We start from the raw sequence: 11,920 nt of genomic DNA, 5'->3' as shown, positions 1-11,920 counted from the left end.
GCTGCACACCCCCACCGGCGCGATGCCGGCCCCGGCCGGTCCCGCGACCACCGGACGCACCTACGGCGGCGGTTCCGACGCCACCCAGCGGATCGGCTCGGCCGACACGACCCAGCGGATCGGGACCGGCACGCCCGGCCCGGCCCGGTTCGGCGGCCAGCCGGAGGCGACCCAGCGGATCGGCGGCACCTACGGCGGCGGTCAGTGGTCGGTGCCGGGCACCGGCCAGGCATGGACGTCGCCGGCCACCGCGCCGGGCGCGGGCGACGCGGGCGGCCCCCTCGGGGGCGTACGCGGCGCCGGCAACCAGTTCGTCCGCACCGTGAAGGGCTGGCCCCGCAAGGTCCAGGTGGCCGTGGCCGGTGGGCTGGCCGTGGTGCTGCTGATCGCGGCGGTGGCCCTGTCCGGCGGCGGTGACGAGCCGCCGCCGGCCGCCCCGCAGGCCGTCCCGACCACGGCCGCACCGGCCGGTGTGCCGCCGGAGATGAAGGAGCACGTCGGCAAGGGCGTGCGGGTGATGGTGCCGCAGGGCTGGGAGCGCAAGAGCGCCGGCGACTGGGTCGACTACGTCGACCCCCAGGACGACGGGCGCAAGGTGCGGATCCTGGTGGAGAAGTTCGGCACCACCTCGACCCGCTGGGCCGAGGTCGCCGAGAACGGCCTGCGGACCCGAGCCAAGTCGTGCGTCAAGCCGTACGCCCAGATCGCCATGACCGAGAACGAGCTGGCCGGCAAGCCGGCGGCCGAGTTCGAGTACACCTGCGGCGAGGGCGACGCCAAGCGGCACGGGGTGTGGCGCGGGGTCGTCCACGACGGCAAGGCCTACTCGTTCTACCTCACCGCCACCGACGCGAAGTTCGCGGAGAGCAAGCCGATCTTCGACGAGATGGTGCAGTCGTTCCAGCTCACCGAGGCCGGCTGATCGCAGGGGAAGCGAAGTGGTGATCCGCCGGCGTGCTATCAAGAGGCATGCCGGCGGAAACCACTGACATCGACGACATTCGCGAGCGAGCCCGACGCTGGCTCGACGACGACCCCGACCCGGCCAGCCGGGAGGAGCTGCGGGCGGTGCTCGACCGGCTGCCCGCGAGCGCCCCGGAGCTGGCCGACCGGTTCGCCGGCCCGCTGACCTTCGGCACCGCCGGGCTGCGCGGCCCGCTGCGCGCCGGCCCGAACGGGATGAACCTCGCGGTGGTCACCCGGGCCGCCGCCGGGCTGGTCGGCTGGCTGGCCGCCCAGGGCGGCTCCGGCCCACTGGTGATCGGGTACGACGCCCGGCACGGTTCCCGGCAGTTCGCCGAGCGGACCGCCCAGGTCGCCACCGGCGCCGGCCGGCCGGCGCTGCTGCTCCCCCGCCCGCTGCCCACCCCGGTGCTGGCGTACGCGGTGCGCCACCTGGGCGGGGTCGCCGGGGTGATGGTCACCGCCAGCCACAACCCGCCGCAGGACAACGGCTACAAGGTCTACCTCGGGGCGGAGCCGGGCGGGGTACTCGGCGCGGGAGCCCAGATCGTGCCGCCGGCCGACGCCGGCATCGAGGCCGCGATCCGGGCGGTCGGCCCGCTGGCCGAGGTGCCGCTCGGGCCGCCCGGTCAGGTCCTCGGCGACGACCTGGTGGCCTCGTACGTCGAGCGGGCCACCGCGGTGATCGACCCGGACGGGCCCCGCGACCTGGCGGTGGCGTACACCCCGCTGCACGGGGTGGGGGCGGCGGTGCTCACCGCGGCCTTCGCCCGGGCCGGCTTCCCGGTGCCCGGGGTGGTGCCCGACCAGGCGGAGCCGGACCCGGCGTTCCCGACGGTCTCCTTCCCCAACCCCGAGGAGCCGGGTGCGGTGGACCGGCTGGTGGCGCTGGCCGAGAGCACCGGCGCGGACATCGCCGTCGCCAACGACCCGGACGCGGACCGCTGCGCCGTCGTCGTCCGGGACGGTGGGACCGGCTGGCGGATGCTGCGCGGCGACGAGGTGGGCGTGCTCCTGGCAGACCACCTGATGCGTCGCGGGGTGACCGGCCTCTACGCCACCACGATCGTGTCGTCGTCCCTGCTGCGGGCGATGTGCGCCGCCCGGGGCCTGCCGTACGACGAGACGCTGACCGGGTTCAAGTGGATCGTCCGGGCCGGTGGCGGGACGGAGCCGCTGGTCTTCGGCTACGAGGAGGCGCTCGGCTACTGCGTGGCCCCCGATCACGTCCGGGACAAGGACGGCATCACCGCCGCGCTGACCGTCGCCGAGCTGGCCGCTGGGCTCAAGGCGCAGGGGCGCACCCTCAACGACCGGCTGGACGAGCTGGCCGCCGAGTTCGGCGTGCACCACACCGACCAGCTCTCGGTACGCGTGGACGACCTGCGGGTGATCGCGGACGCGATGGCCCGGATCCGGGCCGCCACCCCGACCGCGCTGCTCGGGCACCCGGTCACCTCGGCGCAGGACCTGCTCCCCGAGGCGGACGTGGTGATCCTGCGCACCGACGCCGCCCGGGTGGTGATCCGCCCGTCGGGTACCGAGCCGAAGCTCAAGGCGTACCTGGAGGTGGTGGAGCCGGTCGCGGACGGCGACGTGCCCGCGGCCCGCACCCGCGCACAGGCTGCGGTCACGGCCCTGCGCGCCGAGATCGCCACCGCCCTGGCGCTCTGAGCCCGGACCGCGAGGTGCCCGGCCGACGATGACGCCGGCGCCGGCCGACGGTGACTGCTGAGTCGCGCGGTCACGGCAGCGTCGATCGGCGATCACGGCAGTGCCGGTCGGTCGGCCGTCACGGCGGCGTCGGTCGGCGGTCACGGCAGCGCCGGCCGGCGGTCACGGCAGCGCCGGCCGGCGGTCACGGCAGCGCCGGCCAGCGATGACGGCGGGGTCGGTCGGCGGTCGCTGTGGCTTTGTCGGCGGTCACTGTGGCTCGGTCGGCGGTCACGGTGGTGCCGGCCAGCGATCACGGCGTCGGCGGCATGGTCGGCGGCGGCGACCACGGCATGGTCGGCGACGGCGGCTCCGGCCGGCGGTGGCGTCACCGTGTGTGACGGCATCCCCCAAGGAGCCGACCACCTTCGCGGACGCTTTGCTCTGCCGCCCCGGAGGCGACGGTCACGGTCGGTGCCTGTCGCATGGGTGGCGGCAGAGCAAAGGGAGCGAGGAGTGCCGTGGGTGTCGGACGTGGGACAGCGGAGAAGCCCTGGTCAAGGAGTTGAGACCGTGCGGCCGCCGTCGGCGCGTCGGTTCCGCCAGTCAAGCGCTCACTCTGCGTCGCGGGACCATCCACGGGGGCGCGGCAACCCAGAGTGACGGCGACGACCGGGACGCGGGCGGTGCCGCTGGTGCCTGCGGTGCCGCTGGTGCCGCCGGTGCCGCCGGTGCCGAGGCTTCCCGACAACCAGCGGCGCGACGGGTGGTGCCGGCTGGTGCCGGGTGGTCAGGGGCGCTTGCCGAGGGCGTGGTCGATGGCCTGGCCTAGGGCGGCCACCACCAGGCCCACCGACGGGCGGACCACCGAGTCGTCCAGGCTGACGTTGCCGGAGAACCCGGCGCCGCCGGCGATCTCCTCGAGCCGGCGGCGGGCGTCGACGGCCGCCGTGCCGGTCAGGCCGAGCACCGGTTCCATCCGCAGCACCACGACCAGGGTGGCCAGCGCCGCCGTCCGCTCGTCGGGCAGTTGCCCGTCGGCGAGCGCCGCGGCGAGCCGCTGGCGGGCCTCCTCCTCCACCGAGGCGTCCACCGCGGGGTAGCGGTGCACGTGGATGAAGCCCAGCTCGGTCTCGTCGACGTCCCGCACCACACCTTGGCGGCACAGGTCGCCGAGGATGCGGTCGCGCAGGCCGTGCCGCAGCCGCTGCACCCAGGAGGAGGGGCTGTGCGGGGTGTCGGCGGCGATCCGGGCCAGGACCTCGTCGGCGACCGGCTCGCCGGTGGGCGTCGGGTCGACCACCGCCAGGGACCCCTCGGAGTACGCGACCCGGCCGGCCAGGGCCAGCTCGATCAGCACCGCGGCGGCCATCCCCAGGTCGAGGCTGATCCGCGGCATGGTCGCCTTGCCGGTCTCGTCGTCGTACGCGAGGAGAAGCAGCTCTTCGGCGAGCGCAACACCAGTCATGGCCCCGAACGCTAGCGGCTGCGCGCACCCCGCGCACGGACTCGCGCGCAGCCGCGCCGCGAACCTCAGAAGCGGGGCATGCCGCCGAACTGTCGGTCGCCGGCGTCGCCGAGGCCCGGGACGATGAACATCCGGTCGTTGAGCCCCTCGTCGATCGCGGCGGTGACCAGGCGCAGCGGCAGGCCGGAGCGCTCCAGGCGCTCGATGCCGACCGGCGCGGCCAGGACGCAGAGCACCGTGATGTCGGTGCAGCCCCGGTCGGCGAGCAGCCGGCAGCAGTGCTCCAGCGAGCCGCCGGTGGCGAGCATCGGGTCCAGCACCAGCACCGGCAGGCCGCTCAGGTCCCGGGGCAGCGACTCCATGTAGGCGCGCGGCTCGTACGTCTCCTCGTCGCGGGCCAGGCCGACGAAGCCCATCGAGGACTCCGGCAGCAGGCCGAGCGCGGCGTCGGCCATGCCGAGACCGGCCCGCAGCACCGGAACCAGCAGCGGCGGGTTGGCCAGCCGGGTGCCCTCGGTGCCGGTGACCGGGGTCTGCACCGGGTACCTCTCGATGGGGAACGAGCGCGCCGCCTCGTACACCAGCATGGTGGTGAGTTCGTGCAGCGCTGCCCGGAACGAGGAGGAATCGGTCCGGGAGTCCCGCATGGCGGTCAGCCGCGACTGGGCGAGCGGGTGGTCAATGACGTGTACGTCCACGATCGCTCAACCTACCGGTCGCGTGGACCCGGCACTGCCGGTGCGGGGTGACCAGCGACGCCGCTCACGTGTGCGCGGTGGACCCGTCGCCGTGACCAAGATCACGGCCGGTCCGGATGCGTAGTATTCGGGGCATGACGGCGACAGCGACGTCGGCCCGGTCGGACCTTTCCGAGCTGGGACGATCCGAGACCGCTCTGCGGACCTTCCTGCACGGCCTGCCCGGCGTGGACCAGGTCGGCGCGGAGCAGCGGGCGGCACAGCTCGGCACCCGCTCCATCAAGACCACCGCGAAGGCCCAGGCGATCGACCTGGCCATCCGGATGGTCGACCTCACCACCCTGGAAGGCGCGGACACCCCGGGCAAGGTGCGGGCGCTCGCGGCCAAGGCGCTGCGCCCCGACCCGGCCGACCCGACCTGCCCGCACGTCGGCGCGGTCTGCGTCTACCCGGCGATGGTCCCGTACGTGGCCGAGGTGCTGCGCGGTTCCGGCGTGCACCTGGCCAGCGTCGCGACCGCCTTCCCCTCCGGTCAGGCGCCGCTGGAGATCAAGCTCGCCGACACCCGGGCGGCCGTCGAGGCCGGCGCCGACGAGATCGACATGGTGATCAACCGGGGCGCGTTCCTGGCCGGGCGGTACAAGGAGGTCTACGACGAGATCGTGGCCACCAAGTCCGCCTGCGGGGACGCCCACCTCAAGGTGATCCTGGAGACCGGCGAGCTGGCCACGTACGACAACGTGCGGCGGGCGTCCTGGCTGGCGATGCTGGCCGGTGGGGACTTCATCAAGACCTCCACCGGCAAGGTTCCGGTGGCGGCCACGCTCCCGGTGACGCTGGTGATGCTGGAGGCGGTCCGCGACTTCCGCGCCGCCACCGGGCGGCAGGTCGGCGTGAAGCCGGCCGGCGGCATCAAGAACACCAAGGACGCGATCAAGTACCTGGTGATGGTCAACGAGACCGTCGGCCCGGACTGGCTGGACCCGGACTGGTTCCGCTTCGGCGCCTCCAGCCTGCTCAACGACCTGCTCATGCAGCGCACCAAGCTGACGACCGGCGTCTACTCCGGTCCCGACTACTTCACCCTGGACTGATAGCCGATGTTCGAATACGCACCCGCCCCCGAGTCCCGCTCGGTGGTGGACCTCAAGCCCTCGTACGGGCTGTTCATCGACGGGACGTTCGTCGACCCGACCGACGGGGGCAGCTTCAAGTCGATCAACCCCGCCTCCGAGGAGGTGCTGGCCGAGGTCGCCGAGGCCGGCGCGCAGGACGTGGACCGCGCGGTCCGCGCCGCCCGGGAGGCGTACGAGAAGGTCTGGGGCCCGATGCCGGGCCGGGACCGGGCCAAGTACCTGTTCCGGATCGCCCGGATCATCCAGGAGCGCTCCCGCGAGCTGGCCGTGCTGGAGTCCCTGGACAACGGCAAGCCGATCAAGGAGTCCCGCGACGTCGACCTGCCGCTGGTCGCCGCGCACTTCTTCTACTACGCCGGCTGGGCCGACAAGCTGGAGCACGCCGGCTTCGGCGCGAACCCGCGGCCGCTCGGCGTGGCCGCGCAGGTCATCCCGTGGAACTTCCCGCTGCTGATGCTGGCCTGGAAGATCGCCCCGGCCCTCGCGGCCGGCAACACGGTGGTGCTGAAGCCCGCCGAGACCACCCCGCTGACCGCGCTGCTCTTCGCCGAGATCTGCCAGCAGGCCGACCTGCCGGCCGGCGTGGTCAACATCGTCACCGGCGCCGGCGACACCGGCCGCGCGCTGGTCGAGCACCCGGGCGTGGACAAGGTCGCCTTCACCGGCTCCACCGAGGTCGGCCGGGCCATCGCCCGGTCGGTCGCCGGCACCCGCAAGAAGCTCACCCTGGAGCTGGGCGGCAAGGCCGCCAACATCGTCTTCGACGACGCCCCGGTCGACCAGGCGGTCGAGGGGATCGTCAACGGCATCTTCTTCAACCAGGGGCACGTCTGCTGCGCGGGCTCGCGGCTGCTGGTCCAGGAGAACGTGGCCGACCGGGTGCTGGAGTCGCTGAAGCGGCGGATGGCCCAGCTGCGGGTCGGCGACCCGCTGGACAAGAACACCGACATCGGCGCGATCAACTCCGCCGCCCAGCTGGAGCGGATCCGCGAGCTCTCCGACGCCGGGTCGGCCGAGGGCGCCGAGCGCTGGTCGCCGCCGTGCGAGCTGCCCGAGCGGGGCTTCTGGTTCGCGCCGACCATCTTCACCGGGGTCACCCAGGCGCACCGGATCGCCCGGGAGGAGATCTTCGGCCCGGTGCTGTCGGTGCTGACGTTCCGCACCCCGGCCGAGGCCGTCGAGAAGGCCAACAACACGCCGTACGGGCTGTCGGCCGGGATCTGGACCGACAAGGGTTCCCGGATCCTCTGGACGGCCGACCGGCTCCGCGCCGGCGTGGTCTGGGCCAACACGTTCAACAAGTTCGACCCCACCTCGCCGTTCGGCGGGTACAAGGAGTCGGGCTACGGTCGCGAGGGCGGCCGGCACGGGCTGGAGGGCTACCTCAATGTCTGAGCGGGTCGCGGTACGCAAGACGTACAAGCTCTTCATCGGTGGGAAGTTCCCCCGCAGCGAGTCGGGACGGTCGTATCTCGTGCAGGACGCGAATGTGTCGTTGGCCTCCCGCAAGGACGCCCGGGACGCGGTGGTCGCCGCCCGCGCCGCCGTGAAGGGCTGGGCCGGGGCGACCGCGTACAACCGGGGTCAGATCCTCTACCGGGTCGCCGAGATGCTGGAGGGCCGGCGCGAGCAGTTCGTCGCCCTGGGCCTGCCCGGCGACGAGGTGGACGCGGCGGTCGACCGCTGGGTCTGGTACGCCGGCTGGTCCGACAAGCTCTCCCAGGTGTACGGCGGGGCGAACCCGGTCGCCGGGCCGTACTTCAACCTGTCGGCGCCCGAGCCGACCGGCGTGGTGGCCGCGGTGGCCCCCGAGACGCCGGCGCTGCTCGGCCTGGTGAGCGTGATCGCCCCGGCGATCGTCACCGGCAACACGGTGGTCGTGGCGACCTCGCCGACGCAGCCGCTCGCGGCGGTGACCCTGGCCGAGGTGCTGGCCACCTCCGACCTGCCGGGCGGCGTGGTCAACCTGCTCACCGGGAAGATCACCGAGACGGTGCCGACGCTGGCCGCGCACATGGACGTCAACGCCATCGACCTGACCGGCGTGACCGACGCGGAGCTGGCGGTTGAGCTGGAGGTCAAGGCGGCGCAGAACCTCAAGCGGGTGCTCCGCCCGGCGCCGGTCGACCACGACTGGTCCGCCGACCCGGGCATCACCCGGATGACCACGCTGCTGGAGACGAAGACGGTCTGGCACCCGAAGGGGGTGTGATCCGCGTCCCCGGCCCTGGGGTTTCCCGGGGAGCCCCGCCTGCTCCGGGCGGTCAGGCTTGATCCCTGCGCAGGCGGGGGTCCCCGGAAAACCTGACGTGGGCCAGGTCCGCCCGTACGTCGATCTTGCTGGCCGGTGACCCGACGTCGGGTCACCGGCCAGCGGGTTCATTGCGCTCGACCCGACGCGCCCCGACGGGCGCTCAAGATCCGGCGGATCTTGGCGGTGAGAGGCGAGGCGGTGGGCGGTGGGGAGGGGTCTACTACGGGGAGTAGGATTGGGGCGTGACTCGGCTCGGTGATCTTGAACGCGCGGTGATGGACGTGTTGTGGGACGTGGTCCCGGGCACGTCGGACGGGGTGACCGTGCGGGAGGTCGCCGACGCGCTGGACGGGCGCGAGCTGGCGTACACGACGGTGATGACCGTGCTCGACCGGCTCGCCGGCAAGGGCATGGTGCAGCGCGAGCGGGAGGGCCGGGCCTGGCGTTACCGGGCCGCCGCCAGCCGCGAGGCGCACATCGCCCAGCTCATGCTCGACGCCCTCGACCTCGGCGGCAGCCGGGACGCCGCGCTGGTGCGCTTCGCCCGCTCGGTGACCGGCACCGAGGCCGACGTGCTGCGCGCCGCCCTCGGCGACGAGGCCGGTCCCGGCGCCACCGGGTCGACCGGAGGCCGGGCCGTCGGGCGCGGCGACACCGGGCTGACCGATCGGGTCGACGCCCCACGCACCGACCGGGCCGGGCGCCCGACCCCGGCCGACGAGGCAGCGGACCGGTAGGGCGGCGGCCATGGCCTTCGCGGTGCACTTCGGCGTCACGATGCTGGCCTGCTGGCTGACCGCCCAGGTGCTGGCGGCCTCCACCTGGACCTGGCGCAGCCCCCGGATCGCCATCCTCTGCTGGCAGGCGGTCGGGCTGGCGCTCGGCCTCTCCGCGATGGGCCTGCCGATGGCGCTGGGTCTGGGCCTGTACGACCGGCCGACCGGCAGCGCCCTGCTCGCCCTCGCCGCCGACCTGAGCCACGACACCCTTCCCGTCGGGCTGGGCGCACCGCAGCTGGCCGCCGTCGGAGTGGGCTTCGGCATCGGCGCGGTGCTGCTCACCACGACGGTCCGCAGCATCCTCGGCACCGTACGCGCCCAGCGCCGGCACCGGGACCTGCTCACCCTGGTCGCCCGGCGCGACCCCACGGTTCCCGGCGCGCTGGTGCTCGACCACCCGAGCGCGGCCGCGTACTGCCTGCCCGGGGTGAAGCCGCGGGTGGTGGTCAGCGCGGGAACGCTGGACCTGCTGGACCGCGCCGAGCTGGAGGCCGTGCTCACCCACGAGCGGGCGCACGCCGACGAGCGGCACGACCTGGTGCTGCTGCCGTTCACCGCCCTCTGCCGGGCGCTGCCCTGGTTCCGCTGGGTACGCGAGGCGCACGAGCGGGTGGCGCTGCTGGTCGAGATGCGCGCCGACGACAAGGCCCGCGAGGTGCACGCCGAGGCGCCGCTGGCCGGCGCGCTGCGCCGCTTCGCCGCGGCGGGCAACCGGGTCACCCCGGCCGGCGCCCTCGGCATGGGTGACCGGGACCTCGACGTCCGGGTGCAGCGGCTGCTGGTGGCCGACCGTCCGCCCCGGCTGATCGGCGCCGCCGCCCTGGCCGTGGCGACCACCCTGGTCTCCCTGCCCATCTCCCTCTTCCTCAGCTGACCCGGAGCCCACACCCCGCGCCACCCCGCCGGAGATCGTGCTGGACCGGGAAGCAGTGGCCTCCGCCGTCCGCGAAGGCCACTGATTCCGTGTTCGAGCGCGATCCTGCGCTCGATCCCCCCGACGATTTACTACTACGTCTTGTCGTAACATCCACTACGACATGGCGTAGTAGTTATATGTAGAGAACCTACGTGTAGTCTCGCTACGACAAGCGAGTCGACCGTATGGAGAGCCGGCCATGGACACCCTGCTCCTCGCCCGCCTGCAGTTCGCCACCACCACCTCGATCCACTTCCTCTTCGTGGTCGTCACCCTCGGCCTGGTCACCCTGCTGGTGGGGCTCCAGACGACCGCCGTGCTGACCGGCAACCCGGTCTACGAACGGCTGACCCGGTTCTGGGGCCAGCTCTACGTCATCAACTACGTGCTCGGCATCGCCACCGGCATCGTGATGGAGTTCCAGTTCGGGCTGAACTGGAGCGGCCTGTCCCGCTACGTCGGCAACGTCTTCGGCGCGCCCCTGGCGATCGAGACGCTGGTCGCCTTCTTCCTGGAGTCGACATTCCTCGGCATGTGGATCTTCGGCTGGCACCGGCTGCGCCGGGGCGTCCACCTGGCCCTGCTCTGGGGCGTCGCGCTCACCGCGTACGCCTCGGCTTTCTGGATCATGGTGGCCAACTCCTGGTTGCAGAACCCGGTCGGCTACGAGCTGCGCGACGGGGTCGCCCACCTCACCGACTTCTCCGCGCTGCTGGCCAACCCCAGCCTCGGCATGGCGTTCGGCCACGTCGTCGCGGCGGCACTGCTGGTCGGCGGGATGCTGATGGCCGCCGTCAGCGCGTGGCACCTGCTGCGGCGTACGCCGGACTTCGCGCTGCACCGCACCGCGCTGCGGATCGGCCTGGTCACCGCGGCGCTCTCGATCACCGCGGTGCAGGGCTTCGGGTTCGCCCAGTTCGGCCCGGTCGGCGAGGTCCAGCCCACCAAGTTCGGCGGCAGCCCCGCCGCCGACGCGCTGGTCGCCGACTGGACCGCCCGCTTCGGCCCCGGCGACTACACCCCGCCGGTGCTGGCCAGCGTCGGCCTCGGCTTCATGATCCTGATCGGTTTCGGCCTCGGGCTGCTCTGGCTGCTACTCCCCCTGCTCTGGCGGGACTGGGTCATCCGGCTGCGCTTCCCGCTCTGGCTGGTGCTGCTCGCCCTGCCGCTGCCCTTCGTGGCGGTGATCCTCGGCTGGATCGCCCGCGAGGTGGGCCGCCAGCCGTGGGTCGCATACGGGCTGCTCCCCACCGACCGGGCCGTCTCCGGCGTGGACGCCGGCGTGATGCTCGCCTCGCTGATCGGCTTCAGCCTGCTGCTCGGCGCGCTCGCCGTCACCAACTGGGTGCTGCTCGCCCGGCACGCCGCCCGTGGCGCGCACGACCCGGCCCTCGGCCGCCCGCCGGAGCAGCGACCGGCCGACCCCCGCCCCGAACCCGCCTTCGCCTGAGGAGACGACGACCGTGGAGCTCGCCTGGTACGCCCTGCTCGGCCTCTTCTTCGCCACCTACCTCGTTCTCGGCGGCTACGACTACGGCGTCGGCCTGCTGCTCGCCCGGGGCGCCGACCCGGCCCGCCGGCGGGCGGCCCTCAACGCGGTCGGCCCGTTCTTCCTCGGCAACGAGGTCTGGCTGGTGGCCGCCGTCGGCATCCTCTTCGGCGCCTTCCCCATGCTGGAGGGGGAACTGCTCTCCGGCTTCTACCCGGCGGTGCTGGGCGCGCTGACCGGGGTGATCCTGGTGACCGTCGGGGTGCAGCTGCGCAGCCGCCCGGCCGGGGACCGGGCCCGGACGCGCTGGGACCGGGTGGTTGTCGTCGGCAGCGTGCTCGCCGCGCTCGGCTGGGGCGCCCTGCTCGCCGGGTTGCTCCAGGGCGTACCGCTGCACGCCGACGGCCACGTCGCCGGGGTGACCCACGTCTTCACCCCGTTCGTGGCCGCCACCGGGCTCGCGGTGGTCGCGCTGGTCGCCGTGCACGGCGCTACCTTCCTCACCCTCCGGCTGCCGGCCGCCGACGCCGCGCCGCTCGGGTGGCTGGCCCGCCGGCTGGTTCC

Annotated in this window: 11 protein-coding genes; 9 read left to right on the top strand and 2 right to left on the bottom strand. The window is 73.6% G+C overall.

Translation table 11 applies throughout. The features are described 5' to 3' along the window. Both NCC78_RS18910 and NCC78_RS18905 read left to right on the top strand, forming a co-directional pair. Positions 1 to 922: serine/threonine kinase C-terminal domain-containing protein (locus NCC78_RS18910; RefSeq protein ID WP_250795984.1), on the top strand; the 922-nt coding region annotated here is incomplete at its 5' end. Positions 923 to 969: 47 nt separating this feature from the next. Next, on the top strand, positions 970 to 2,637 hold the full coding sequence (locus tag NCC78_RS18905) for a phospho-sugar mutase (protein WP_250795983.1): 1,668 nt from the start codon (positions 970 to 972) through the stop codon (positions 2,635 to 2,637). A 769-nt stretch (positions 2,638 to 3,406) separates the two neighbouring features. Here NCC78_RS18905 and NCC78_RS18900 read toward each other — a convergent pair. Together NCC78_RS18900 and upp are read right to left on the bottom strand one after the other, a co-directional pair. Further along, positions 3,407 to 4,084, bottom strand: a complete 678-nt coding sequence (locus NCC78_RS18900; protein ID WP_250795982.1) for a GOLPH3/VPS74 family protein — start codon at positions 4,082 to 4,084, stop codon at positions 3,407 to 3,409. A gap of 65 nt (positions 4,085 to 4,149) precedes the next feature. After that, positions 4,150 to 4,782, bottom strand: coding sequence for a uracil phosphoribosyltransferase (gene upp, locus NCC78_RS18895; RefSeq protein WP_250795981.1), 633 nt, complete (start codon positions 4,780 to 4,782; stop codon positions 4,150 to 4,152). 134 nt (positions 4,783 to 4,916) lie between these two features. Between upp and deoC the strand changes: the two genes are divergently transcribed. The 7 genes from deoC to NCC78_RS18860 all read left to right on the top strand — a co-directional run. Next, complete coding sequence (gene deoC, locus NCC78_RS18890; protein WP_250795980.1) at positions 4,917 to 5,876, top strand: deoxyribose-phosphate aldolase; 960 nt, start codon at positions 4,917 to 4,919, stop codon at positions 5,874 to 5,876. A gap of 6 nt (positions 5,877 to 5,882) precedes the next feature. Next, entirely contained in the window at positions 5,883 to 7,313 is a 1,431-nt protein-coding gene (locus NCC78_RS18885; protein WP_250795979.1) for an aldehyde dehydrogenase family protein, read from the top strand. Beyond that, complete coding sequence (locus NCC78_RS18880; protein WP_250795977.1) at positions 7,306 to 8,130, top strand: aldehyde dehydrogenase family protein; 825 nt, start codon at positions 7,306 to 7,308, stop codon at positions 8,128 to 8,130. Before NCC78_RS18885 ends, NCC78_RS18880 begins: the two co-directional genes overlap by 8 nt. 284 nt (positions 8,131 to 8,414) lie before the next feature. Then, a complete protein-coding gene (locus NCC78_RS18875; protein WP_250795976.1) occupies positions 8,415 to 8,909 on the top strand; it encodes a BlaI/MecI/CopY family transcriptional regulator in 495 nt (164 codons plus the stop codon). A gap of 10 nt (positions 8,910 to 8,919) precedes the next feature. Next, positions 8,920 to 9,825, top strand: a complete 906-nt coding sequence (locus tag NCC78_RS18870; RefSeq protein ID WP_250795975.1) for a M56 family metallopeptidase — start codon at positions 8,920 to 8,922, stop codon at positions 9,823 to 9,825. A 241-nt stretch (positions 9,826 to 10,066) separates the two neighbouring features. Then, positions 10,067 to 11,317 carry a cytochrome ubiquinol oxidase subunit I gene (locus tag NCC78_RS18865; protein ID WP_250795974.1) on the top strand — a complete coding sequence of 417 codons (1,251 nt, stop codon included), beginning with the start codon at positions 10,067 to 10,069 and terminating at the stop codon, positions 11,315 to 11,317. A 13-nt stretch (positions 11,318 to 11,330) separates the two neighbouring features. Beyond that, positions 11,331 to 11,920, top strand: a 590-nt coding sequence (locus tag NCC78_RS18860) for a cytochrome d ubiquinol oxidase subunit II (RefSeq protein WP_250795972.1), incomplete at its 3' end; no start/stop codon positions are given.

The organism is Micromonospora phytophila, from assembly GCF_023656545.1.
In the GTDB taxonomy this organism is placed as follows: domain Bacteria; phylum Actinomycetota; class Actinomycetes; order Mycobacteriales; family Micromonosporaceae; genus Micromonospora; species Micromonospora phytophila.
The sequence above is the reverse complement of the archived record's forward strand: the minus strand, read 5'-3'. Positions and strand labels throughout refer to the sequence as shown.

Coding starts and splice junctions, on each gene's coding strand:
- NCC78_RS18865 (WP_250795974.1), top strand. CDS start 10,067: ATGGACACCCTGCTCCTCGCCCGCCTGCAGTTCGCCACCACCACCTCG.
- NCC78_RS18870 (WP_250795975.1), top strand. CDS start 8,920: ATGGCCTTCGCGGTGCACTTCGGCGTCACGATGCTGGCCTGCTGGCTG.
- NCC78_RS18885 (WP_250795979.1), top strand. CDS start 5,883: ATGTTCGAATACGCACCCGCCCCCGAGTCCCGCTCGGTGGTGGACCTC.
- NCC78_RS18905 (WP_250795983.1), top strand. CDS start 970: ATGCCGGCGGAAACCACTGACATCGACGACATTCGCGAGCGAGCCCGA.
- NCC78_RS18900 (WP_250795982.1), bottom strand. CDS start 4,084: ATGACTGGTGTTGCGCTCGCCGAAGAGCTGCTTCTCCTCGCGTACGAC.
- deoC (WP_250795980.1), top strand. CDS start 4,917: ATGACGGCGACAGCGACGTCGGCCCGGTCGGACCTTTCCGAGCTGGGA.
- NCC78_RS18880 (WP_250795977.1), top strand. CDS start 7,306: ATGTCTGAGCGGGTCGCGGTACGCAAGACGTACAAGCTCTTCATCGGT.